The sequence below is a fragment of the Microcoleus sp. AT3-A2 genome, from assembly GCF_036705685.1.
GTDB lineage: Bacteria > Cyanobacteriota > Cyanobacteriia > Cyanobacteriales > Microcoleaceae > Microcoleus.
Genome location: NZ_JAUBVF010000040.1, coordinates 15,099 through 39,670 on the forward strand (window position 1 = coordinate 15,099; position 24,572 = coordinate 39,670).

Below are 24,572 nucleotides of genomic sequence, written 5' to 3' on the forward strand. Positions count from 1 at the left end.
GCAGGTATTATACTATGTTTTCAAAAGCCATTTATTCTTGCAGCATTTGAAGATGCTTGATGGCATCTTGATAATCGTTGGTATTGCCGTCTTTTTGATATAGTTCGGCTGCTTTTTGATAATCGGCGATCGCCCCCGCTTTGTCTTCTAAGAACTCGCGGACTCTGGCGCGGTTGTAGTAGGCGTCGCCGTAGTTGGGGTTAATTTCAATGGCGCGATCGAAATCTGCTCTAGCTGCTGGATAGTCTTTGAGATTGCGGCCGTGGATGATGCCGCGTTTGTTGTAGGCTTTGGCGTAGTTGGGGTTGAGGCGAATAGCTTCGGTGTAATCGGCGATCGCCCCTTGAATGTCTCCAGCCTCTGATTTGGCTAAAGCGCTATTAAATAAGTCTTCAGCGGTATTTTGAACAATAGTTCTTTGAACTATTAAAGCTGAAAATTCAGCAGAAACAGCAGGGGATACATTACCCAAAATAGTCAAGATTCCTATAGTAGCAATTAAATTGTAAAATGATGATTTCATAATTTAGGCAAAAATTTGAGCGACAGAACAACTAAAACCGGGTAACAAAGGGGAAGTTAGTTCATCATTGCTCAACAACGTAGCAATGAGCCTTAAACTTGCTTGTTCCCTGCGATAAACTTCTATTTGCTGCAACCGCCAATTCACAATCCAGTATTCCTGTACTCCTCGTACCGAATAGAGTCTGAGTTTCAAATCTCGATCGCGTGTCTGATTGTCTGCACCGGGGGATAACACTTCAACAATTAACTCTGGTGCGGCGGTTAAATGTCCCGCTTCGTCTAGCAAGATAGCCAAGCGTTCGTTGCTAATCCAAACCACATCAGGAATAACACAATCTACATCTGTAAAAATCACCCCTGGACTAATTACTGATTCTCCTAATCCTGTTTTTTGTGACCAATTATTTAACTCTATGCAAATGTTACCACAAACTTCTTGATGATTCCAGTGTGCTGCCCAGGTCACAAATAACTCTCCATCAATAATTTCGTAACGATCGCCGTTATCTGGCAATAGTTCTAAATCGGCGGTAGTCCAGCGTACTTTATCAGATATTGTCTGGCTCATACAAGCACTCTTGATAGGTGATACAAACATTCTAAACGATCGAGCTTCTACACGCTCCACGGCTTGACACAATCGGGCTACACTGACTCTCGCTTTTTGCAGGCGTAACTCAGAATATTGAAACCCGCCTGGGCGCGGGTTTCGTTTTTGTAGAGGCGATTTCGCATCACCAAATTGTCTGATCGCCAAATTTAAAATTATTTAAAATTTCAAATCGCGCGATTACTTCAAAATAGTTTTAGAAGCAATCCGAGTTTTCTTGCGATCGGCTTCACTCAATTGTTCACCAGACTGCAAACGAGTAGCAGAGGTTTGCAGCACAGTTGCGGCACTTTTATCGCCCATTTGCAGAGCAGTTTTAGCGGCAGTTTGCAGCATGGTTGCCGCGCCGGCTCGATCGCCCTGTTGCAATCTAGTTTCTGCGAGTTGAGTTTGGCGGTATTTAGCCAAAGCTAAAATGTGCTGCTGCACCATTGGGTTAAGTGCCGGCTGATAAACTTTCAAGACATTAGCAGAAACTGCAACGGGATCGGAAAGCAAACCTTGCCCGACAGTCGGATCGTCGTAGCGAATTTGCAATTGCCCGATCGCCTGTGTACCTTCTGGCAACTGTCCAATATAAATATTAGCCAAAACTACTCGCTCTATATCCTTCATTAAATCTCCCAAGCGCACCATAAAACGATCGCCCTCTTGCTGTACCGGCAATTCGATCGTATCCGGGGCAACTTGGGCGATCGGTTTGAGTTCGGCTAACCGCACTTTTGGCATTAGGGAAAATAGCAAATAAGCATTAGTCAAACCTACACCTTGGACGCGGCTAAACAGTTTACCAAACTCGTCAACCGCATCTTCAGGACGCTGAATATGAGCCAGAGCACCGCCGCCTGCATCAGCAATCTTTTCCAAAATATCCTGGTTCCAGTTATCGCCAAATCCCAGAGAATTTAAAGTCATATTATACTCGGCGGCCAGTTTCGCTAACTTCAAACAGCGGCTGTCGTCGCCATGTTCGTTTTCGCCGTCAGTCAGCAAAAACGCCTGAGATATAGCTTCTTTTTTGCCTTTGCCCAACTCTTCAATACCTAACTTAATGCCCTCATCAATTGCTGTGCCGCCGGCCGGGCGCAATTGCTCAATTTGCCGTTTAATGCTACTGGCGTCTCCCACAATTTGATTGGGGACGAGGACTTTGGCTTTGTGGTCGAAAGCCACCGCGCAAAAGCGATCCCCGGGCTTCAACCTGTCTAGCAACCGTCCGGCGGCTTGTTTGACGGTTTCCAAGGGGCGTCCGCCCATCGAACCGCTGTGGTCGAGAATCAGGCACAGGTTTAAGGGTACGCTGGAGTCGATCGAGCTTGCCATCGCAGACACCGAAATCGCTAGCTGGCGCTGCGTTGAGGGCGCAGCAGCGTCAAGGTTAGGGTCGTTTAAAACCGGGAGCAAACTAACTTTCATGCGGGATACCTAAAGATTGCGTTAGTATTTCTTTAAGAATAGCTCCATCAGTTCAGGCAACATTTCGGTTATGTCAGGAACCTCAGCCTAAGTGCATGAGGCTTGTAAGAGATTCTTGCGAGCCGTCCTGACCAGCCTAAGACTTTCGAGGTCTACGTTTTTTGAGTCATGACACCCTGGGATGCGAAGCTAGTCCCCTGCCCTGTCATTTGCAGTTAAACAGTTTTAAGGTCACTGAAACAGTGCTGCAAGTTTAACAAGCTCTAAAAACATTGGCGAAGCTAACTTTACCCGTAAGGGAGTTTTGGAGAAGACCACATCTCCACGGAGGGGCAACCATACCCCTCCACCCCAATCCAATGTAAAGCCGTCCTAGAAGGACGGGGTTTCAGACTCATTTTTCTGATGAACACACCCATTAAAGCAGTGCAATCGCCATACTACGGGGAAGGGAACTCTCGGACGCCACCTCCCGATTTGCCATCCCTGTTGCTGAAGGAGCGGATCGTTTATCTAGGGATGCCTCTGGTGCCTGCGGTAACAGAACTGATTATCGCTGAACTGTTGTTCTTGCAGTACGAAGACCCGGATAAGCCGATCAAAATCTACATCAACTCGACCGGCACTTCTGGTTACAGTGGCGAACCCGTCGGCTTTGAAACAGAAGCCTTCGCTATCTGCGATACGATCAGGTACATTAAGCCGCCTGTGCACACTATTTGCCTCGGTTCGGCAATGGGGATGTCTGCGATGCTGTTAGCGGCTGGTACAAAAGGCTTTCGGGCGAGTTTGCCGCACGCTTCGATTGTGTTGCACCAACCCAAGGCTTACACGCGGGGTCAAGCAAGCGACATTCAAATTCGGGCTAAGGAAGTGCTGGCAAATAAAGCGACGATGCTTGAGATTTTTGCAAGCTGTACTGGCCAACCGATCGAAAAGATTACTAAAGATATGGATCGGTTGCTGTACATGACGCCCCAGGAAGCTAAAGAATACGGTTTGATCGATCGCGTTCTTGAAAGTTCTGAAGAATTGCCGAAACCGCTGCCGGCTGGAGTCATCTAACTGGGAATTGGAAATGGGGAATGGGGAATGGGGAATGGGGAATGGGTAATAGGAAATGGGGAATGGGCATGAGTAATAATTAAGGGTTAATGGCTAGTAGTTTCTACCCTGGTTAGTTATTCAATAGTCTTTTTATGACTAACAATTCCCAATTACCGATTCCCAATTACCGATTCCCAATCACCAATTACCAATTCCCAATTACCAATTACCAATTACCAATTACCAATTACCAACTACCAACTAAACGGAGTTCCGAATTATGCCTATCGGTGTGCCAAAAGTTCCCTACAAGATGCCGGGGGGTTATGATACTCAGTGGATTAATATCTACGATCGCCTCTACCGGGAACGAATTATTTTCTTGGGCAGGGACGTTGACGATGAAATTGCCAATCAAATCATCGCTGTGATGCTCTACCTCGATTCGGAAGATTCAGGTAAGGACATTATTTTGTACATCAATTCCCCAGGCGGAATGGTGTCGGCAGGCATGGCTATTTTTGATACCATGCAGCACATTAAATCGGACGTGGTGACGATTTGTGTGGGCTTGGCTGCTTCGATGGGTTCTTTCCTGTTAGCTGCCGGTGCGAAAGGAAAACGGTTAGCTTTGCCTCACTCGCGAATCATGATTCACCAGCCTTCTGGGGGCACGCGGGGACAAGCAACGGATATTCAGATTGAGGCGAAAGAGATTCTGCGGCTGCGCCACGAACTCAATAATATCTATGCTAAGAATACTGGCAAGCCGATCGAGAAAATCGAGAAGGACATGGATCGCGACTATTTCATGTCCGCTGAGGAAGCCAAGGAATACGGCTTGATTGACAGAGTGATCGAAGAGCGTCCGTAAGTTGTTTTTTCGCGACCGTAGTGCGGGCAACCCTCGCACTAAAACCTAGTTCGCAGTAAATTTTGGCAGAATCTTTACATTTAAGGATTCTGCCATATTTAATGGAATTATCAACGCTCATTCATGCTAAATGGATATTGCAGATTATTACCGACAGTTAGGATTGAGGTCTGGTGCGAGTTTATCGCAAGTTAAAGCCTCTTATCGGCAGTTAGCCAGACAGTATCACCCCGATGTGAATCCGGGAAACGAACAGGCTAAGAATAAGTTTATTGCTATTACTGAGGCTTATAAGTTCCTGGTGGAGGTTGCCCCTCACCATGTTGCGGAGTCGAAAGGTGCCAATTCAACTGTGCCGCCTAGTTGGACACCGCCGGATCAGGAGGTGAAAGCTCAACCGCAGGCAGTGAAAGTGACTCGAAAAGACCCGCCCGATCAATCTCATGCGGATTTGTCGGCTGCGGAAGAAAAGTTAAAGCAAGATGCTTATGTTGAATTGCAGCAGTTGCTGAAATATCAGAGGTTTCCACGGGCGATCGCCTTGATTGAGGGTTTGGCCCAGCGGGTTCCCGAAGATTTGGAGGTGCGTCAGTGGCAGGCGATCGCCTATCAGCGCTGGGGACGGCATTTGATCGGAGAAAAGCAGGTTGATAAGGCGAGAATTTATTTGAAAAAGGCTGTGAAAACTGACCCTCACAATCGGGCTTTGTGGGCGGAAGTTGAGCGGGATTTTCGCAGGCTGGAACAGATTTATTGAAGCGATGTTGCGTCCCCCTCTTTCAGGGGGTCGGCGTCGTGAATTTTTAATTTTTCTAAAATAACTTGGGTATTTTCAGGTCGGTTTTCTGGTAGCGGTTCGATCAATTCGTCGATCGAGTCTAGGAGTAACGGGTCAATATCTACAGCCTGGTTCCTCCAATTAATTTTACCAGTTTTTCCATTAACGGGAAAGTCGATCGGCTCTATGCCTGTTAATAAATGTACAAAAGTACGCCCTAGGGCAAAAAAGTCCGATCGCACGCCTGCTTTACCTGCAATTTGTTCCGGTGCGGCGTATCCCGCAGAACCTATGGGTGCGGTCTCTATCTCTGCTTCTGTGGCGGCGCCGAAGTCAATTAATCTTAATTTCCCATTGGCTTCAAGCATCAGGTTAGATGGCTTAATATCCCGATGCACTACATGATATTTGTGGATTTCCTGCAAAATATTGGTCATTTGTTGCAGCCAATCAAGAGCGAGCTTTTGAGAAACGTACTGTTTTTTAGTTAAGAATTCTGCCAAGTTTTCTCCGCTAATTTTTTCCATCACCAAACAAGACAATTTCTGGAAATTATTAGGGAGTTTAATTTGGAAATAACCGTCAGGTTCGACTTGGGGAACTGAGCCCTTTCCGGCCAGCCAAATCAAAACTCGCGCTTCTTGCTTGAACACGCGAACTAAATCGGGATTGTGTGTGTGTTTCAAGACTTTTAAAATTTTGACAGTGCCCCATTCGTTTTCCCCGGTTCCCAAATCTTCAACTTCAAAGATGTCTGTGGGGCGTGCGGGATTGGGCGATCGCACTGGTTTAAGGATACGATAGCGATCGCCAATTAACAAATCCGTGCCACAAGCCTGACAATTTTGAGCAGCAGCAGGATTTTCGCGTTGTTCGCATTGAGGGTTGATGCAGTAAATCATCGGCCTTTATACGTCCACGACAGACGAATTTAACAAATTGATTCAATTATTAGCATAAAACCCAGCAGTTCTGACCTTACTACTGGGTTTATATTTACCGCCCATTTGGGCACACTATCACATTTAAGTCAAGGATTTAAGATTAATAGCATCGCGCTCTACCGATTGAGCTACCCCCCTGCGTTTGGTAGAGGGGGCTGGATATGAGCCAGCAACCTCGATGATGTGATTTTCCTGACATTCGTTTTAGCGATCGGCGGTGAATGCTGAGTTTAGAGTAATAGCTTGCTGTTGAATTTGTACGCAATGCTGCCTCTGCCAATTGGGCTACCCCTCTATTTTGGGTAGAAGGAACAGGAGTCGAACCTGTACTATCACATTTGTACGGTTTAAGTTGAAGTTTTAGATTGAGATTGTACTCTGTTTATATCTTAAACCATAACTATCAAAAAAGCAAGCAATTAGCGGAAAATAAACTGAAAAATTCGCTCTCCCACTCTCTGTTCCTCAACTTCAGAATTGTTAGCTTCTTCGCGGGCGAACATAACAGCTTGCTGCAAGATTTCCACCCTTTGCAGCAACTCATTGATCCGGCGCGCCAGCATTGCTCCAGAAAACTTGACAGTCCGCCAATAGCCGATCGTAATATCTTCGTAATAAACATCGACTTGAGCCGGATGGTGTTCGGTAGCTTCAGCTTTAACGTGATTACGCGGAGTTTTAAAAGTCTTGAGAGTTTGCATCGGTTCAGTTGCCCAGCAGTCTGCCGAAGCATCGAAGTTCCAAGTCTCGGAAGCATCTAAGACTGGAAGTTTTTTGATGAATGCTTGCAAATCTGCTAACTGCTTTTCAATGAATAGCAAATAGCTGACGGGAACTTGGCTCAAAAGCACGTTTCCGTCTACTGTTACGTCAGCGCGGGCGCTACAATTTGTCCAATCTTTAGTTGCGGTTACGTCGAAGAGTTTGGTCAAAACTTCAGTCGTTTTGCGGATGATCTCTTCGGCTTTGACTTCAACTTTTTTGGACTCTGGCGGCAGTTGTTCGCCTTCTTCGTCTTTGGGACGGTAAGTGCGGGAGATTCCAGAAAGCACAGCGGGCTTCTGGAGAGCTTTTTGAGCTTCTGCTAGTTCTTGGGCGGAGCGGCTTTTGATGCCTTTTTCGATCGCAATAATCTGATTTAAGCGTGGCATTGTTCGATTTTATTGACGCTGAACTCACATCAAGTCCGGTTGATTTTGATAATCAAATTGTTTGTCCTGTGGCTTTTAGGGCTTTGAGGACTTCAGTCCTCAGTACAAAACTCACGATCGCTCTTTAACCAGACTTGTTTATTTTGTAGTATTACATAATTCAATATAAATTACAAGCTTTTTTTGTAGGCGCGGTGCCAAGAGAACCCGCCGCTATCCGTAGCCAGCAATTTATCTCTCAAAAAATCGGCAAAATCTCTAGCCTCGCTACCAAAGTGTAGCAAATATCACTCTTTGTCAGCGCTCTAACTACTTCGGGAGATAGATGCGGAAATCCCTCTCAGGGCGCGTTGTCATGTCGGGAAATATTTCTTAACATATAGATAACAAAGGGAATCCGAGGAGACACCAAAAATCCTTAAGCCCTTGGGGTGCCCCGGTTAATCAGACTTTTCGCAAACAAGGGCTAAATCAATGAACCAGCAGCAAAACTCCGAAGTTTCAGCATTTTTGCCCATGCTCCAAAAAGGCATTTGGCTGTTTGGGATTCTCTCTTGGATATTCGGGCTGACAGATAGAACTATTGCACTATTATCTGACGGATACTTGTCGGCGATCGATATTGTCCAGCTATTTACAGCATCCTTTTTCTTCATTAGCTGGCTGTTGTTAAGCCCGTTTTTGGGTCTTAACTCCCAGACTCAGCCGAAGGAAGAAGCATCTCCCTAGTTTTTAATTTGTAATGTTAGTTTCTTGAGCGATACTTCTCTCTTCTGGGGCAAAGCGGGCCGGCCAAATGCGATCGCAAAAAAACAAAGTTCCCGCCGTCACGCACAGCGGAATCGCCAACAGGTTCAACAGCGGAATGCTCACCAAACCCAAACAAACCAAACCAAAACTCCCGCTGGCCGGCAAACTAGCCCAAATTATCTCCAACTTCTCCTGAAAAGGTCGCCTCCGCCTCTCTAAAGGTGCATCTAAAAAGTCCAAACAGACAATAGTCGCGCCCAAAGCTACGCCACCCAAAGTGCTAAGAATAGAGCCGACCCCAGGGATAAAATGCAGCAGCAGCAGCGGTATACCGATGCTCAACAAAATTTGTAGTTTTCGCAGTTCAAAGGCGATCGCCCTTTGAATATCCCTAAAACTACTCGCCAAATTCATTGGTGCTTCTGCGGGCAATTGACCGTTCCGCAGGAGTTCCAATTGTTCCGAAAGTTTGCCGTACCAAGGCGAACCTAAAATCACACCAAACTGCACTAACAAAAATCCAATTATCAGCAAAAGTCCTGACACTAGGACTACGCGCAGCAGCCAGCCGAAAGCAACTGTTAACACGCCGAGAAAGCTCAGCCAAGCTGGAAAACTCGCAATTAGAGTATTAAATCGGACTGACAAATCGGCAACCAAAACATCTATCCCTGCCAAACTGGGAAATAGCAAGCTTAAATAAAGACCAATACCAATTATAAAATTTAGCACCACGGGAACTAATACATAAGTCCACAGCTTGGGAGTTTGCAAAATTAGCGTAAAAGCTCGCAAAGGATAGGTGAAACCTGCGAGGAGTCCAATTGGTGCGGTAATGGCGGCGTGGGCGGGGTTTGAATTTAGCTGTTTTGACATATTTTCTGCTTTTTTTGACATATTTTCTGCTTTTGAGGACTCGACTCTATTTTCTATCATCCACTTTCCATTATTATTAATGATGAGGATTTATCGCAGGTTGCCCAAAAGTGAAGCTTTTTATTTACCATACCCCGGAACTTACGCCAGCCGACAAAATGCCGGCTTGCGCGATCGCAGTTGATGTGCTGCGGGCGACTACGACAATGGCAACGGCCCTGAATAATGGGGCGGAAGCTGTCCAAGTTTTCAGCGACTTAGATAAGCTCATGGCCGAGAGCGAAAAATGGCCTGCAGATAAGCGGATTCGCGCTGGAGAGCGCGGCGGCGGCAAAGTTGACGGATTTGACATGGGGAATTCCCCCCTCGACTGCACGCCAGAAAAGGTGGCTGGGAAGCGAATTTTTATCAGCACAACTAACGGTACTCGGGCTCTGCAGCGAGTGCAAGCTGCTGCAACTGTGTTAACGGCGGCTTTGATTAACCGCAAATCTGTGGTGCAGTTTTTGTTAAATAAACAGCCGGAAACTATTTGGATTGTGGGTTCTGGTTGGGAAGGAAGTTATTCGTTGGAAGATACGGTTTGTGCTGGTGCGATCGCCCAAACTCTCCTAGCAGAAAGCGGTATTCCTGCGAGCGATTTTGCTGGTAACGATGAAGTATTTGGGGCTATTGCTCTTTATTTGCACTGGCAAGATAGGTTGCACGAATTGTTGGAAAGAGCCAGCCACGGCCAGCGCCTCCTCGGTTTAGGTGTTATTGAAGATTTAAAATATTGCGCGCAAACGGATACTTTAGATGTGCTGCCGGTGCAGCGAGAACCGGGAGTTTTGGTTAAGTCGGATTTTAAAATTCCTCAAGCTAATTTCTGGGATCAATCTTCGGAAAAAACGGTGAATTAAATTTTTCTGCGAGTGGTGTATTAGTAAGGTGCGCGGCCGAACACACCCTACTCTAACAACCACAATAAAATTGGTTTGCAGGATCGGAACGCAAGTCCTCATGAAAATCAGAGGACTTGCATTCCTCACTACAGACAACGGTAGTTAGTAGTTAGCCAACGAGATTTTTGTTTAAAAAGTAAAAGTAAAGATATTGGGTAGGGGCATAACTAATGTTGTGTCCCTAGTGTATGGTCGGCAATTGAGAATTGCTGTCTTCACCGCCGAACCGCTGAATTAAACACTCGGCAATTCTGGCTGCTGCACCGGGTTCTCCCATGCGTCGCCAGCCATTTTCAGCGATTAGCTGTAACCTGTCGGGGTCGCGGAGCAAAGACTGCACAGCGCCGGCAACTTCAGCGGGATGTTTGACTAAAATTAATGACGGGCCTAACAGGCGACTTTGAGCTTCTGCAAAAGCGAAAGTAAATTGCGGGCCGTTTCCGGGAATGGCGATCGCCGGTTTTCCTAAACCTACAAATTGTTCTGTAGCCGTTCCGGCCATTGCTATTGCTAAATCGGCTTCGTACAAACAATCGTTAAAACTTTGCTGAGTCAAAATCATCGTGGCGTTTCTCTGCACAAATGTCAAGGGCAATAACAAATTAGGAGATTCTTTCCGAATTTCTTGAGCACTAGAAACTGGAGGTCGCAAAATACTTCCTTCACGCCGCTGCGTTCTAATTTCCCCGTCTTGTCGCCAGCCGAAAAAATCTAAACTAGGTCGCAAAGCTTCTAAGTTTAACTCTGGAGAAATGGCTCCGAAAAATAACAATTTGCGATCGGCAAACAGCGATAAAATTCCGGCTACAGCCTCTACTATTAGCAGCCAATTAGCATAGGCTTCCGGCGCTCTAGAACCGGGGAGTAAGGTGATGATGAGCGATCGCTCCATTTCCCGAAACTCTGCGTCAGGGCCGTAAAAACCGGCTGGGTTTTCCGGTTCGAGTCCGTCCATCATCGGATTTCCGAGATTGTAAGCGGGAATTTCCAGCTTTTGTAAAGTCTCGGCCGTCAGCGCGTCCCTGGCAAAAACGGCTCGACAGCGCGATCGAGTCATCAACCAGCGCTCCCAAGGCAAATAAACCGATCGTGGTAAGCCCCACCCACCAAAGACCCTAGATTTGCGAGCCAGAGGCCCATCCTCGTCCCGCAAATAATACTCGGACTTAGCAGTACCGACAAAGGCATAGGGCGCGCCGCTGAGCCAAGCAAACAGCAGCGGTACAATATCCCCGCAGGCTAAAATAACGCCGTCTTGATTCCCAGACTGTTGTTGGGTCCGCACCCAAGCGCGGATGGCTTTAAACTGAGCGATGGTTAACTGAAGCAGGCCGCCTTTGACATCGCGCAAAAATTCCCTCCCGTCCATGTAAATAAAGCCGCCCGAAGGCATCCGCTGCACCGGGCCGATGATGCGGGCGTTTTCTAGTTGAGCGAAAGCTTGCCCTTCACCCACTAGCGGAAACACGGCTAATTCTGGCGGATGCGGGTGCTGTTGTAGTTCCTGCAAGATGCGAAGGGCGATCGCGTCTTCTCCGTGGCCGTTACTGAGGCAAAGTAATTTCAATCCCAACTCTCTCAAAAACTGTCTCTGAATATATAGCCATCCTAAATCATTTGTGAATTTCTTACTCCCTCCCCTTGATAAGGGGAGGGTTGGGGTGGGGTCAAAAATTTACGACTCATTTAGGATTGCTAGATAGAAGCAAGATTAGCCGCAGGATGCAAGGTGGTATAGCCGAAGCAAGAAGTAAGTGGATCGCCGATCGCACGAGTCCGGAACTTTTTGGTAAAATAGCAGATGAAACTCTATTTTATAGGTAAAATCGGATGGTACAAACCCTGCCAAAATCTTTGACTCTCCAAGAGTTTCTGAAGTTGCCAGAAACCAAACCAGCCAGCGAGTACATTGACGGTGCAATCATTCAAAAACCCATGCCTCAAGGAGAACATAGTGTCATTCAAGGCGAGTTGACAAGTGCTGCTAATGCTACTCTCAAACCTCAAAAGGTGGCGCGAGCATTTCCAGAACTACGGTGCATTTTTGGCGGTCGAGCGATCGTTCCAGACGTGAGTGTATTCACTTGGGAGCGCATTCCCCGTAAAGAAAATGGTGGTGTGGCAAATGTGTTTGCGATCGCCCCGGATTGGACAATTGAAATCCTCTCCCCCGACCAAAGCCAAACTAAAGTTACTAAAAATATTTTATATTGTCTCCAACATGGAACTCAAATGGGTTGGTTAATCGATCCAGAGGATCGCTCGGTTTTTGTATATCGGCCGACTCAATCAACGGAGGTGTTTGACGAACCGGAACAGTTATTGCCCATGCCATCTTTTGCCAGGGAATTGCAACTGACAGTAGGAGAATTATTTGGTTGGCTATTAGAGTGATATCATGTCCGAGCGAGCGACCGCACATGATATCACTACTAATACCAATTCACTATGAAGCTGCATTTAATTAACGCTAAAAATATAGTCCCAACAAGAAAGACATCAGCCTCATTTAGTGTATCTTCATAGTGAATTGGTATAACCACTGACTACTGACCATCGATATATTGCTTTAAAGTATTCCGAATTTGTTTGAGCTGAAATCCCTTAGCAAGTTGGCGCAGCTTCGAGACAAACGGCACTAAATTAGGTTCTAAATTCTCCAGCTTAGCACTCTCCTCAAAAATTTCTTCAATGTCGCCCATAGCTGCGAGTTTCAAAAGTTTTGCTACTGACTCAGAAGCCGCAGGTAACAGAGAAGAATAAGCAGGAAAATCAGAGGCTGGTGACAAACTGGGAGTTTTGCGCTTGTTGTTTTCCGAAGATTCCCCATAAATCCATTCTAGTCCCAAATGCACGCGCAACTGTTCCAAAAAGTGATTTGCTTCGATCGGTTTGGGTAGAAAAGCATCGTACCCTGCGAGGATGCTATCTTGCTGCGTAGCCTCGAAAACGCTAGCTGACATAGCGATTAACACAACATCTTTTACTTCCGGCAACTGCCGCAGTTTTCTGGCACTTTCTAAGCCATCCATTACAGGCATCCGCAAGTCCATTAAAATCACATCCGGTTGAAATTCAACTGTTTTCCAGAGGCATTCTTGCCCATTTTGGGCCTCTGCAACCTCAAATCCCAAACGCAGCAGCAGCCTGCACAACAAATCGCGATCCAGTTGATTGTCATCCACGATTAGCACTTTCCGCTTGTTGCCGATAAAACCGACAAGCCAGCGTTTTTCCTGCAAAGGAGACACCTCCAAGTACCGTTTAGCTGCTGGCAATTCTAAATCTACCCAAAAAGTGCTGCCTTTTCCCAAAGTGCTGTGGACGCGAATTTCGGCACCCATTAGTTTCGCTAATTTCTGGCTAATCGAGAGTCCGAGACCTGTACCTTCAACAAACGTATTGCCTCCTACTTGGTGGAAAGGCAAAAATATTTCTTCTAACTTGCTTTGCTCTATTCCTGTGCCGGTATCCTCGACTTGAAAGCGGATTTTTAAAGCGTGTTTGGCTGCGATCGGATTGTGGGCGAAGCGCATATAATTTTGTTTCAGTTCCGAACTCAAAGTCGAGAACTGATAATTTTCTCCTTGCCCTTGACTCCAGGCCCCTGTGCCGACATAGCCGACTTTGAAAGTCACACCGCCGCTGTTAGTAAATTTAACGGCATTGCTGAGTAAATTTATGAGAATTTGGCGCAATCTTTTTGGATCGACACGAACGCAGCTAGGCAGGGGAGAGACTTGTTCGTAATGGAATAAAATTTCTTTTTGAGAGGCCCGCATCTGAAACAGATCAGCAAGATTTTTCGTAAAATTTAGAAAATTCAACTCTTCCGGGTAGAGTTCCATTTTTCTAGCTTCAATTTTGGAAAGATCTAACACATCGTTGATTAACATTAGCAGGTGTTGACCGCACTGTTGAATATTGCTGAGACTTTCTTGGTGATCTGAGTTTAAGTCTTTGTCGGTTTTGAGGATTTGAGCGTAACCTAAAACCCCGTTTAAAGGCGTGCGTAGTTCGTGGCTCATGTTGGCAAGAAATTCGCTTTTGGCGCGGTTGGCGCTTTCTGCGGCTAATGCAGCTTGTTGGAGGGCCGATTCTGCAAGTTTGCGATCGACAATTTCCGTTTGTGCTTGTTGAAATAGCGTCGATTGCTGGATCGCGATCGCCAATTGCACGCACAATTGCCGGAGGGATTCTATTTCTGAGGAATCCCAGGAACGGGGGCCACTGCAATCGTGGGCGATCAGGAGTCCCCAGAGCTGATTTTCTGCCGTCGGTTGGACTTGGGAAATGCTTTCTCGTGTTTGTAAAATCGGCACTATTAAGTTAGCTTTAACTTCCAATTGTTCGAGAAATTTGATGTGACATTCGCTCAAATTGTCCCCGTAAATATCTTCTATAGCTCGAATATGACCTCGCTGGTAAATGTCAACAAATTTATCTCTAAAACACGTATCCAAATTGTCGAAGTTTTGCAGTGAAATTATATCTTTTGCTACGGATTCTACAACTACAATACCGCTCCAGTCGGGATTAAATCGGTAAATAACTGTGCGGTCTGTTTGCAAAAATTGCCGCACTTGTTCGACAGCAGTTGTCAGGACTTCTTCTAAATTTAGGGAGGAGCGAATGCGATCAAGCATGGCAACTACTAGCCGTTCTCGCCTTAATTGCTGCTGCAGAACCATCTCCGCTTGTTTGCGTTCGGTGATGTCGGTAATTACTCCCACTAACCCGATTAAATGACCAGTTTCATCTTTAATGCCGTCGGCGCGAAATAAAGTTGTTACCAGTTCATTGTTTTTAGTGTTGATTTTGAGTTCGCCTTGCCAAGATTTGCCTTTACGGATCGTTTTAAACATTTCTAGCAGCACTTTAGTTTGGGGGTAAATTGCTGTTAATCCGCCTGCTGTGTTTAGTTCTTCTGCGGTGTAACCGTACTGTTGAACAAAGGCTTGATTGTGGTAGAGCGATCGCCCTGTCAAGTCAGCAATGCCGATCGCATCGCTGGTGCTTTCCACCGCTTGAGTAACTCGTAGCAAATCTAATTCTGCTTGTTTGCGATCGCTAATATCAGTAATAGTGCCGATATAGCCTTTAATTTCCTGCTTGTCTCCGATTTCTGCAATTGCCTGACCGATCACCCAAATTACCCGACCGTCTGGACGCTGAAAGCGGTATTCTGATTTAAAGGGAATTTTCTCAATAATTGCTCGATGCCACTCATTTTTTACCCGTTCCACATCATCGGGATGTATGGCATTCATCCAGCCAATTTCTGCTGCTAATTCGGCGTTTAATCCCGTAATTTCGCTCCACCGTTTATTGACATAAAGACAATTTCCCAAGGTGTCGGTGTGAAATATGCAAACTGGCGATGCTTCTGCTAAAGTTTGGTAGCGGCGCTGGCTCGATCGCAGGGCAGATTCTACCTGTTTTCTATTAGTTATATCGCGGACTATAGAAATGATTTCGCCACCGACAAGCATCGTCAGCGACAATTCTTGAGGGAACTTAGTACCGTCACGGCGCTGACCGATTGCTTCTATATTGCAGTACCCTTTTTGCAGGAGCATCGGCATTATTTGTAGTTCAAAAAATAAATTTTCGGCTTTGCTGTAGAGCATTTTCCATTTCTTCCCATACAGTTCGCTAGGGCTGACCAAACCGTACATTTTGAGATAAGCGTCGTTGGAATAAATACATTCTTTATTATTATTAAAAATGGCGATTCCGTCATAAGCAGCGGCCATTGCTACTGCTTGGCGCTGGAGTTGGGACTCTGCTTGTTTACGAGAGGTAATGTCGTGACCGACTGAGTAGATTAAACCTTCTTCGCTAAATGGCGATGCCGTCCACAGGAAGTATTTGTAAGAACCGTCTTTGCAGATGTAGCGGTTTTCAAAGGAGATACTGGACGTACCCGCTATTAGTTTTACTCCTTCGGCTGCGGTAGCTTTTCGATCGTCTGGATGAACAAATTCGATCATTGGCTTGGCAAACAATTCACTAATACTGTAGCCTAAAGCTGTTGACCAAGCTGGGTTTAAACGTTTAAAATTGCCGTCAAAACCTACAATACAAAGCAAGTCTAAGGAGATGGTAAAAAAACGATCACGCTCTGTTTGTGCCTGCTTTAATTCAGTGATATCCATCACTAAACCGTCCCAGAGAATATCGCCTTCGCTGCCAAATTTGCTTTCATTATTGAGCCTTTCTGGTCTCGCAGCTCCTTGCATCCACTTAACTTTTCCAGATGGTAAAGTCTGCCGCCACTGCTGCTGCCAAGGTTCCAGCGTAGTGGCTGAAATTGCGATCGATGCTTTTAAATCTAAGAGGTCGTCTGGGTGAATTCCATTGGAAATCAGTTCCGCATTTTGCTCTATTGCTTCTGCCTCTAATTCGTAGAGTTGCCGACTGCCTGAAGAGATGTAGGGGAAAGACATTTTTCCAGTGGCTGACATTCGTAATTGATAAATTATTCCCGGCAGATTAGCTACCAATTTTTGAAAGCGAGCTTCGCTTTGTTCCAGGGCTTTTTGTTGCTGTCTGTATTGGGTAAAATCTCTAATTGTACCCACTATTACTTTACTGCCGTCTGCTATCTTGAAGACGCTTTTTTTTGTAGAAATTATGTGTTCTTTCCCTGCCGAGTCTGTAAATTTTTCTTCGGTTTCTAAGCAGACACCAGTTGTCAACACTTCTTCATCTTTTGTCCAAAAAACAGCAGATTCTGATTTTGGGAAAAAGTCATAATCTGATTTGCCGATCAGTTCTTGCCGCGATTTGCCGACCAACTGACAAAAAGCATCATTTAATATCATCCAGCGGTGTTGCTCGTCTTTGACAAAAATTGGGTCTGGCGTAGCATTTATGGTGTGGTTTAAAAATTCTTCTGACGCTTTCAGTTTGGCTTCGTAGCGGTAACGATCGCTCACGTCCAACACTACTTCGATTATCCGGTCGATAGACCCGTCCAGGCGACGGATGCAGCGCAGGGAAACTCGCGTATGAACTATTTCGCCGTCTTGTTTGAGCCACCTTTTGTCTGAGATGTAACCGTCGAGCCTACCTGCTAACATCTGAGAAAAATTTTCACAATTAGCCTCCAAATCCTCTGGATGAGTCAACTCTAGCCAATTCTTTTGCACGAGTTCGTAGCGCTCATAGCCCAGCAAATTGCACAGGGCATCGTTAACTTCTATCCAGTGGCAATTTAGAGGAATTTCGCTGTCAATAATTGGAGCGATGATGGCAATGCCGATCAGGGAATTTTCCACCACCGAGCGATATTTTTCTTCACTTTTTCGCAAAGCATCTTGACTGTTCTGGCGTTCTATGGCGTAACGGAGCGATCGAATTAACAGTTCGCTGTCGATTTTTCTTTTTACCAAATAATCCTGTACGCCTACCGAAATCAACCGCAGCGCAAGTTCTTCGTCGTTTTGGGCGGTCAGAACTACGATCGGCACATTTACCCCGTACTCTTGTACCCGAGCCACCGTCTCGATTCCCAGACTATCTGGCAGTGAAAGGTCTAATAAAATTATGTCAAAAGTTTCTTGATTCAATAGCTGCTGCGCTTCGCTGAGGCGCTCTACTTTCGTCAGCACTATACGCTGCGCGCCGCCAATTTCTGACAGCAAATATTCAATCAGCTCAGCTTCCTGAGCGTTGTCTTCTACTAACAAAACTTTAAAGCAGATAGGAGGCAAAGCTAAGTTAAAAACTGCTTTCATAATATCTATAATCAATAAACTGTTAAACTAACTTGAATTTTACCTGGTATTTTTATGGAAGTCCTTCAATTGCACGTACACTTACATCAACTGTCAGATTGGGGGTAAGCAAGCGCTACAAAATTTATGTTTAATAATTAAGATTATATCACGCACTAAGTATAGTGTCAACGGAAAAGAATTTATATTCTAACTTGCCATTTATACCATTTAAAAAATAATCCAACTGTAGCCACTCTCCCCAACCCGATAGTCACAGTTATTCCCAATTATTCAATGCTTTCATCTCAACTATTAAACAGTATTAACTTCTACATTGTAGCTTCTAGGTTAGGAGTGAAAGTTTATAAAATAATACATTTTACCTACTTTGGAGCTTATACCTTTTGAAGTATGTCTCGATTAAGCGAGAGTAAAGTAAAAAGTTGAACCTTGATCCGGTTCCGATTCCACCCAGATACATCCGCCGTGAAGTTCCACAATTTTTTGACAAATTGCTAAACCAATACCTGTCCCAGAATATTCTCTTTGAGTGTGCAAGCGCTGGAAAATTTGAAAGATGCGTGTTTGATGCTGTGGAGCAATACCAATTCCATTATCTGAGACAGAAATTAACCAGTTTTCCTCCTGTTTGCAAGCGGTAATATGAACCACAGGCGGTGCATCGTGGCGATATTTAATCGCATTGCTGACTAAATTTTGAAATAGCTGTACGAGTTGAGAAATATCCCCCATTACCGCGGGTAATTCGCTGTAGGTGACAAGGGCTTTAGTCTCGCGGATTGCCCCTTGCAGGTTCGCGAGTGCTTGCTCGACTGCATGATTGCAATCTGTCAGTTCAAAAGGTTTCCGACTCCGGCCAACGCGCGAATATTCGAGTAAATCGTCAATTAAAGTTTGCATTCTGGTGCAGCCCTGAACGATATTGCCGATAAACTTACTACCTTGGCTGTCGAGTTGGTCTTTGTAGCGTTTTTCTAAAAGTTGAGCGTAACTGGCAATGGTTGCTAAAGGCGCTTGCAAGTCATGAGAAGCCACATAAGCAAATTGTTCTAGTTCTGCATTTGAACGCGCCAATTCTTGGTTAGATTTTAATAGAGCAGATTCGGCGCGCTGGCGGTGGGATATCTCTTGTTGGAGTACCAAATTTTGCTCTTGCAGAGCTTTTTCAACAGCACGACGGCTGCTGATTTCTTGTTGCAAAATTTGGTTTTTTTCCTGAAGAGTTTTCTCGACTGCTAAGCGGCTCGTGATTTCTTCTTGCAGCAGCATATTTTGTTCTTTTAGCTGCTTTTGTAAATTCCGCAGGCTGAGGTGACTTTCGATGCGTGCGAGCACTTCTTCAAACTGAAATGGCTTGCTGATATAGTCAACAGCTCCCACAGCAAATGCGTTTACTTTGTCAAAGACTTCATCTTTAGCGCTGATAAAAATTACCGGGATTTCGCGAGTTTTTGCTTCTATTTTCAAGTGCTGACAGACTTCATAGCCGTTCATTTCCGGCATCATTATGTCGAGCAAAATCAAATCTGGTGGATTAGAATTGCAGGCTCTCAAAGCCATTTTTCCGTTAATCACGCAGCGGGGAGTGTACCCCCTCTGAGTCAACATCGTAGACAACAGACGGAGGTTTTCTGGTGTATCGTCTACTACTAAAATGTTTCCTAATGGCGTCCCTGGTTGGTGATTGTTCATTAATTATTTCCCTGTTGCTCTTTTCTTCACAAAAAATGTTTGTAGCTATTTTATTTATGACTTACAGAAAACACCCGGTTTTTAGTAGAAATATGAGAAAAACAACAAGAAATCAGCTCATAAACCGGGTGTTTAGCTGTTTGTGCACAAGCAAGTCCTGTTATTCTTTGTTACCAATCCTCAAATACCCAGCAGCAGAGTCAAAGCATTATTGTCCCAAGTCAATCCTTTGTCTAAAACTTTAAATCCCGCGACTTCGCACATAGCTTCTAAAGCAGTAGCTGTAGGTAGCCACCAGCACGCCGCAAAATTGTTCATGTCAAAAACTGCTTTCTCAGTTATCCCTATAAGTTGGTTGTTGTTGATGTATGTCCGCCAGTAAGCTGTTAAAATAGCTCGTTCTGCGTCGTCCAAAGCGGGAATAAACATTACTCCAGAAGCGGGAATTTCATAGCGTCCCCACTCATTTTCTATAACTTCTTGGGTGATAGCTGAAGTGAAAATTAAATGCTCGCGAGTTATCTGACGTAAAGCAACTAAAATCTGCAACGGATGGGGGTGATGGTACAAAACTCCTGCACAGTGAACTAAATCGTAAGGCTCGCCAATATCTGCAACCTGAATCTGAGTGATATCTTGATTGATACAGTGATAATTAGCAATATTTAAACTTGTCATGCGATCGTGAAAATCTTGCCACCACTGGAGGGATGCCGGCATGGCATCAATCATTGTCAGAGAAACTGCACCGTATTTGCTAGCTACAGATACTTTTTCACTGACAGTTCCCCACAAGCCGCCGACTTCTGCAAAAGTCTTGCCTTTGGCGACTCGGGCGATATAGCGATCGCGAATATCCTTAGCTTCTAACTCTAATAATAGAGTAGATTCCCCTGTTTGACGCTGTTTTTCTAAAATATCCTCTAATTTTTGGGAAATTTCTGGATCTTTGGGTCTGATTTCTAATGCCATCAAGTACAACATTATGGCTTCGTTAAGCCGATCGCTCTCAGCAAACTTTTGGGCTATTTTGCAGTAAAATTCAGGAGCGTGCAGGGGCTGCATTTGGTGGTGATAGTAGCTAGTTGCTACATCTGAATCTACCGGAGTTCTTTTAATTAGAGCCTCACCTAACTTTATGTAAATTTTCGGTAGAGACGGCTCGATTTGAAGCGCACAAAGGTAGGCGGAAACAGCATCGTTCCATGCGTGACTTCCACTCAAAGCATCGCCTAAATTGTAATAAGACCAAGAAATAGTGGGATTAAGTTCAATAGCACGTTGGTAAGCCGTAGCTGCGGCTTTCCACTGTTGGGTTTTTAACAGTGCTTCTCCTAAATTGTGGTAAGTCCAAGAAAATTCTGGATTGAGTGCGATCGCCCGCCGATAAGCGAGCGTTGCTTCTGCAAATTTTTGAAGTTTAACTAAAGTCAAAGCTAAGTTATAATGAGACCAAAATAAATCCGCATTGAGTGCGATCGCCCGTTCGTATGCAGCCTCAGCTTCTGACCATTTTTCTAGTTGAAAAAGAGCATCTCCTAACTTGTGAAAAGCTGCGAAAAAATTCGGGTCTACTTCAGTAGCGCGCTGGTAAGCGGCGGCGGATTCAGACCATTCTTCTAATCGATCGCAAGCTGTACCGATGCTGTAGTAAGACCAAGAATAATCCGGGTTAATTTCAACAGCCGTGCGGTAGGCGATCGCAGCTTCTTGCCATTTTTCTAAATTGAGCAGCACGCTGCCTAAGTTGTAGTATGACAAAAAAGAATTGGGATTTAAATCAATACTTTTTCGGTAAGCAGCCTCCGCTTCGCGCCAAAGCTCCTTAGCTTGCAAAACATTTCCTAATTTGTAATGAAATTCTGAAATATCCGGCTGGAGTTTAATCGCTTTGCGATAGTTAACAATAGCTTCGTCCCACTGTTTCAAGTCGCTAGCAGCTTCTGCTATTTTGCAATAAGCTTCGCAACAACTCGGGTTTAAAAAAATGGTTCGGTGGTAACAAACTAGCGCTCTTTCTGGCTTATTTTGGACTAGCAAAGTATTACCTAAATCGAGATATTCTTCTGCTATTTCTATTGGTTCCACGATCAGTGCTTGATACCAACAGTCTGCTGCTTCCTCAGCTTGACCGACTTGGGTAAATATCCGGCTCAAATTACGGTAAAATCCTGCAAAGTTTGGTTGCAGGGAGATGGCTTTTTGGTAACAGCCGATCGCCTCTTGCCACTGTTCCAAAGTAGCGCAGAGAGTGCCGAGGTTAGCAAAAGCTTCGGCAAAATCTGGTTGCAGGGCGATCGCAACTTTATACCAATACCTTGCGTCTTCTAGTTTACCCTGAGCTTGCAGCGCTTTCCCCAAGGTCTTGCAAGTCTCTGCAGAGTTGGGTTCAGATTCCAAAACTTGTTGGCAAAGTGCGATCGCTCGATCGAAGTTGCCTGTAGCTAAATAAAGTTCTGCCTGTTGCTGAAAATTCACCTGTGCTGTTTCCGAATTCATTTTTTATTTTCCTTTTGAGTAATCATTCCATGTAAAATTATATGCTACACTTTGCCAAAGTTCAAGTTTTTGTAAGTAGATCTACTGAACACAAAATAATGCTGAATGTCCGCCACATTAATCTAAACTAGATAATCATAGGTTAACAGCGAGCTAAATAATGTCAACAGTCAATCAAACACCGCTAATCAGCGTAATTATACCAGCATATAATGGATCTCGCTACATCGTGCAAGCGGTTGAAAGCGCCCTAGGTCAAACTTTTACTAATTTGGAGATTATTGTTGTAGATGACGGTTCGACAGATAGCACGCAGCAAGTATTACAGCCTTATCTTGACAGAATTCGCTACATATATCAGGAAAACCAAGGAGTAGCAGCCGCCCGAAATATTGCTTGCCAACTAGCGCAAGGCGAGTTTTTGGCATTTCTAGATGCCGATGACTATTTCCTATCATCCAAGCTAGAGAAACAACTAGCTTGCTTTGACGCTGACCCCACCTTAGATATGGTGCAAACAGGTTGGCTGATCGTCGATGAAACCGAGCGAGAGATTTCTGCTGTCAAGCCTTGGCAGCAAGCGTCTAAATTAGATTTAGAAAGCTTTATTCTATATAAATGCGTGCGACCGAGTGCGATGATGCTGCGCCGAAAGTGGTGGGAAAAATTGGGCGGTTTCGATTCTCAGTTGCCACTAGCAGAAGATTTAGACTTTGCCTTGCGTTTGGCTTTAAAGGGGTGCAAAGCAGTTTGGTTAGAAGAAACACTTACCTGTTACCGCCAGCACAATTCTAATCTCATGTCAAGCGGTTTTCGCGTAATGAAGAATATAGAAATTGTGATGAAAAAATTCTTCGCTCGACCCGATTTGCCTCAGTCAATCCGGCAGTTAAAAAACCCGGAACGCTATCAATGCTTAAAATGGCTGGCATGGCGGATGTATCGCGACGGCCATCTAGCAGAGATGGCCCAGTGTTTAGAAAAGTCATTGCAATATACGCCTTTTTCGCCCACAAAAACAGTTTTGAATTGGCTAGAAAGTTTTCAGATGGCTTCTGAAGAATATGGTGAAAATTTTGACGCTTATTCGTTGAGTCAATTAGCCCAATGGCAAGAGATAATTTTGATGGTGATGACTAATCCACTCCCATCTCAACAGAGTCCTATTCTTCCCACACCTTCAAAAGCGCAAGCCCATATTTTACTCTACAACACCGACGATCCGGGCGTGGGAGGATTAGCGCAATACAATCATGCCATTCTTTGTCAGTTAGCCCTATTAGGATATCGAGTCACTTGCGTGCAAACCAAACATTCTAGCCCCTTGCTGGAGCGAGAACGAGAGTTAGGTATAGAGCATTTGTGGCTGGATTTTAGCGGACATAAAAATTTACAGCGGGTGTTAAGAAATACTCAGGATGCACGAGAGCTTTTTGCTAGCAATCAACCGGATATGATTATTTTTAGCGATGGTTGGCCATTTTCCAATTTTGCTGCTAAACAGGTAGTTATTGAAATGGGAATACCATACATGATGGTGATTGGGTTAGTTATGCCAGAACACGCAACTTTTGCCTGCGGGGATGTAGTGCCTTATGCGGAAGGAGTGCTCTACCACTGCCTGCAAGCTAGAGCATTGATTGTTGGCGCTTACGAACATTTGAATTTATTGTGCCAACATTTCAAGTTGCCAAAAGAGCGAGGACAAGTAATTTACTTGGGGCGTTCTCCCAAATATTTTGCACCTCCTAATGCTGCGGCTCGTCAACGCCTGCGACAAGAAATAAAAATTCCTGAAGATGCGATTGTATGTTTCACATCTGCTCGATTGGCATCGATTAAAGGGCATCGATATCAGATTGAAGCAATCAAGCAGTTGCAGCAGTCTCCTGTGTGGTCTAAACTGTATTTTGTGTGGGCAGGAAGTGGTGAGGGAAGCGCTGACAATGTAGAAATAGAATTGAGGGAAACTATTAAAGAGTTAGGGGTGAGCGATCGCGTGAAGTCGATCGGACAGCGCTGGGATATCCTAGATTGGCTGGATGCTAGCGACATATTCATTTTGACTTCTGTGGCAGATGCAGCACCTTCTCTTGCAGTTATGGAAGCGATGGCGAAGGGATTGCCGGTAGTTGCAACGGCTGTGGGCGGCATTCCTGAAGGGCTTGGCGATACGGGGAAATTGTTGCCCGATCCGAATACCGATCCAGAAGGAACCGCGAGGGAATTGGCGAAAACTATAGAAGCTTGGGCGATGAATCCAGAATTACGGCATCAAATCGGTCAAGCTTGCAAGCAGCGGGCCGAGCAAGTGTTTAAAGAGGAACGGATGTTGGCAGAGTCGATGGAGGCGATCGAAAAAGCTTTACTTTGCGATCGCCAAACAGATCCATTTGTTACTCAAAAAGAGGTGCAGAGGTCAATGGCGAAAATAGAAAGCCGGGTGAACTACAGCTCTTTAGTGTGGAATGCTTGGCAGGCTTACTGTCAAGAAGATCTAAGCGGAATGCAGAAGTGGCTTCAAAAATCTTTGAAGTACACACCTTTTTTGACTACAGAAACACTGTTAAACTGGGTGGAATATTTTGGCAATTTTTCCTCAGCAAAAGGGCATCATTTAGATACATATTCTCTAATTAATTCTGCTGAATGGCAACAATTAGTCGAGGAAGTACAGGGTGTTGAATCTGTCTTTTATGCACGCTAAAATACCAGATTTAC

The 24,572-nt window shown here is 45.0% G+C and carries 17 protein-coding genes; 7 read left to right on the forward strand and 10 right to left on the reverse strand.

The window, feature by feature from the left end; genetic code table 11:
• Nucleotides 1-31: 31 nt before the first annotated feature.
• From QUB37_RS20060 to QUB37_RS20070, 3 genes are all read right to left on the reverse strand, one after another.
• The gene (locus tag QUB37_RS20060; RefSeq protein WP_333165339.1) at nt 32-523 is read right to left on the reverse strand and encodes a tetratricopeptide repeat protein; all 492 of its coding nucleotides are present in this window, start codon (nt 521-523) and stop codon (nt 32-34) included.
• A gap of 3 nt (nt 524-526) precedes the next feature.
• Nucleotides 527-1,093, reverse strand: a complete 567-nt coding sequence (locus QUB37_RS20065; protein WP_333165341.1) for a Uma2 family endonuclease — start codon at nt 1,091-1,093, stop codon at nt 527-529.
• A gap of 222 nt (nt 1,094-1,315) precedes the next feature.
• A complete protein-coding gene (locus QUB37_RS20070) occupies nt 1,316-2,551 on the reverse strand; it encodes a VWA domain-containing protein (protein WP_333165343.1) in 1,236 nt (411 codons plus the stop codon).
• Between the two features lie 405 nt (nt 2,552-2,956).
• Between QUB37_RS20070 and QUB37_RS20075 the strand changes: the two genes are divergently transcribed.
• The 3 genes from QUB37_RS20075 to QUB37_RS20085 all read left to right on the forward strand — a co-directional run bounded on the left by QUB37_RS20075 (nt 2,957) and on the right by QUB37_RS20085 (nt 5,229).
• The gene (locus QUB37_RS20075) at nt 2,957-3,616 is read left to right on the forward strand and encodes an ATP-dependent Clp protease proteolytic subunit (protein WP_333038231.1); all 660 of its coding nucleotides are present in this window, start codon (nt 2,957-2,959) and stop codon (nt 3,614-3,616) included.
• A gap of 262 nt (nt 3,617-3,878) precedes the next feature.
• Entirely contained in the window at nt 3,879-4,472 is a 594-nt protein-coding gene (locus tag QUB37_RS20080; RefSeq protein WP_190741966.1) for an ATP-dependent Clp protease proteolytic subunit, read from the forward strand.
• A 130-nt stretch (nt 4,473-4,602) separates the two neighbouring features.
• Nucleotides 4,603-5,229, forward strand: coding sequence for a J domain-containing protein (locus tag QUB37_RS20085; protein ID WP_333165348.1), 627 nt, complete (start codon nt 4,603-4,605; stop codon nt 5,227-5,229).
• On the opposite strand, the gene QUB37_RS20090 is transcribed toward QUB37_RS20085, so the two are convergent.
• Nucleotides 5,223-6,152 (reverse strand): serine/threonine-protein kinase, encoded by a 930-nt coding sequence (locus QUB37_RS20090; protein WP_333165350.1) that lies wholly within the window; start codon nt 6,150-6,152, stop codon nt 5,223-5,225. The two genes, QUB37_RS20085 and QUB37_RS20090, sit on opposite strands and share 7 nt — an antisense overlap.
• Before the next feature lie 461 nt (nt 6,153-6,613).
• The gene (locus QUB37_RS20095) at nt 6,614-7,345 is read right to left on the reverse strand and encodes a DUF7873 family protein (protein ID WP_333165352.1); all 732 of its coding nucleotides are present in this window, start codon (nt 7,343-7,345) and stop codon (nt 6,614-6,616) included.
• A 474-nt stretch (nt 7,346-7,819) separates the two neighbouring features.
• On the opposite strand from QUB37_RS20095, the gene QUB37_RS20100 reads away from it, so the two are divergent.
• On the forward strand, nt 7,820-8,074 hold the full coding sequence (locus QUB37_RS20100; protein ID WP_333165355.1) for a hypothetical protein: 255 nt from the start codon (nt 7,820-7,822) through the stop codon (nt 8,072-8,074).
• Nucleotides 8,075-8,077: 3 nt separating this feature from the next.
• Here QUB37_RS20100 and QUB37_RS20105 read toward each other — a convergent pair whose 3' ends face one another.
• The gene (locus QUB37_RS20105; protein WP_333454158.1) at nt 8,078-8,971 is read right to left on the reverse strand and encodes an EI24 domain-containing protein; all 894 of its coding nucleotides are present in this window, start codon (nt 8,969-8,971) and stop codon (nt 8,078-8,080) included.
• A 110-nt stretch (nt 8,972-9,081) separates the two neighbouring features.
• Between QUB37_RS20105 and QUB37_RS20110 the strand changes: the two genes are divergently transcribed.
• Nucleotides 9,082-9,873 carry a 2-phosphosulfolactate phosphatase family protein gene (locus QUB37_RS20110; protein ID WP_333165359.1) on the forward strand — a complete coding sequence of 264 codons (792 nt, stop codon included), beginning with the start codon at nt 9,082-9,084 and terminating at the stop codon, nt 9,871-9,873.
• Nucleotides 9,874-10,096: 223 nt separating this feature from the next.
• Here the strand turns inward: QUB37_RS20110 and QUB37_RS20115 are convergent, their stop codons facing one another.
• Entirely contained in the window at nt 10,097-11,482 is a 1,386-nt protein-coding gene (locus QUB37_RS20115; protein ID WP_333165361.1) for a lipid-A-disaccharide synthase-related protein, read from the reverse strand.
• Nucleotides 11,483-11,745: 263 nt separating this feature from the next.
• Here QUB37_RS20115 and QUB37_RS20120 point away from each other — a divergent pair, with 263 nt between their 5' ends.
• On the forward strand, nt 11,746-12,309 hold the full coding sequence (locus QUB37_RS20120; protein ID WP_333165364.1) for a Uma2 family endonuclease: 564 nt from the start codon (nt 11,746-11,748) through the stop codon (nt 12,307-12,309).
• Between the two features lie 152 nt (nt 12,310-12,461).
• Here the strand turns inward: QUB37_RS20120 and QUB37_RS20125 are convergent, their stop codons facing one another.
• The 3 genes from QUB37_RS20125 to QUB37_RS20135 form a co-directional block, all read right to left on the reverse strand.
• Nucleotides 12,462-17,657 carry a PAS domain S-box protein gene (locus tag QUB37_RS20125; RefSeq protein ID WP_333165366.1) on the reverse strand — a complete coding sequence of 1,732 codons (5,196 nt, stop codon included), beginning with the start codon at nt 17,655-17,657 and terminating at the stop codon, nt 12,462-12,464.
• Nucleotides 17,658-18,059: 402 nt separating this feature from the next.
• The gene (locus QUB37_RS20130; RefSeq protein ID WP_333165368.1) at nt 18,060-19,352 is read right to left on the reverse strand and encodes an ATP-binding protein; all 1,293 of its coding nucleotides are present in this window, start codon (nt 19,350-19,352) and stop codon (nt 18,060-18,062) included.
• A gap of 180 nt (nt 19,353-19,532) precedes the next feature.
• Nucleotides 19,533-21,851 (reverse strand): tetratricopeptide repeat protein, encoded by a 2,319-nt coding sequence (locus QUB37_RS20135; protein WP_333165370.1) that lies wholly within the window; start codon nt 21,849-21,851, stop codon nt 19,533-19,535.
• Nucleotides 21,852-22,011: 160 nt separating this feature from the next.
• On the opposite strand from QUB37_RS20135, the gene QUB37_RS20140 reads away from it, so the two are divergent.
• Complete coding sequence (locus QUB37_RS20140) at nt 22,012-24,558, forward strand: glycosyltransferase (RefSeq protein ID WP_333165372.1); 2,547 nt, start codon at nt 22,012-22,014, stop codon at nt 24,556-24,558.
• Nucleotides 24,559-24,572: the final 14 nt, after the last annotated feature.

What these genes read in the sequence shown, in the direction of transcription:
- QUB37_RS20060 (WP_333165339.1), bottom strand. Translation starts at nt 523, where the DNA reads ATGAAATCATCATTTTACAATTTAATTGCTACTATAGGAATCTTGACT.
- QUB37_RS20065 (WP_333165341.1), bottom strand. Translation starts at nt 1,093, where the DNA reads ATGAGCCAGACAATATCTGATAAAGTACGCTGGACTACCGCCGATTTA.
- QUB37_RS20070 (WP_333165343.1), bottom strand. Translation starts at nt 2,551, where the DNA reads ATGAAAGTTAGTTTGCTCCCGGTTTTAAACGACCCTAACCTTGACGCT.
- QUB37_RS20075 (WP_333038231.1), top strand. Translation starts at nt 2,957, where the DNA reads ATGAACACACCCATTAAAGCAGTGCAATCGCCATACTACGGGGAAGGG.
- QUB37_RS20080 (WP_190741966.1), top strand. Translation starts at nt 3,879, where the DNA reads ATGCCTATCGGTGTGCCAAAAGTTCCCTACAAGATGCCGGGGGGTTAT.
- QUB37_RS20085 (WP_333165348.1), top strand. Translation starts at nt 4,603, where the DNA reads ATGGATATTGCAGATTATTACCGACAGTTAGGATTGAGGTCTGGTGCG.
- QUB37_RS20090 (WP_333165350.1), bottom strand. Translation starts at nt 6,152, where the DNA reads ATGATTTACTGCATCAACCCTCAATGCGAACAACGCGAAAATCCTGCT.
- QUB37_RS20095 (WP_333165352.1), bottom strand. Translation starts at nt 7,345, where the DNA reads ATGCCACGCTTAAATCAGATTATTGCGATCGAAAAAGGCATCAAAAGC.
- QUB37_RS20100 (WP_333165355.1), top strand. Translation starts at nt 7,820, where the DNA reads ATGAACCAGCAGCAAAACTCCGAAGTTTCAGCATTTTTGCCCATGCTC.
- QUB37_RS20105 (WP_333454158.1), bottom strand. Translation starts at nt 8,971, where the DNA reads ATGTCAAAACAGCTAAATTCAAACCCCGCCCACGCCGCCATTACCGCA.
- QUB37_RS20120 (WP_333165364.1), top strand. Translation starts at nt 11,746, where the DNA reads ATGGTACAAACCCTGCCAAAATCTTTGACTCTCCAAGAGTTTCTGAAG.
- QUB37_RS20125 (WP_333165366.1), bottom strand. Translation starts at nt 17,657, where the DNA reads ATGAAAGCAGTTTTTAACTTAGCTTTGCCTCCTATCTGCTTTAAAGTT.
- QUB37_RS20130 (WP_333165368.1), bottom strand. Translation starts at nt 19,352, where the DNA reads ATGAACAATCACCAACCAGGGACGCCATTAGGAAACATTTTAGTAGTA.
- QUB37_RS20135 (WP_333165370.1), bottom strand. Translation starts at nt 21,851, where the DNA reads ATGAATTCGGAAACAGCACAGGTGAATTTTCAGCAACAGGCAGAACTT.
- QUB37_RS20140 (WP_333165372.1), top strand. Translation starts at nt 22,012, where the DNA reads ATGTCAACAGTCAATCAAACACCGCTAATCAGCGTAATTATACCAGCA.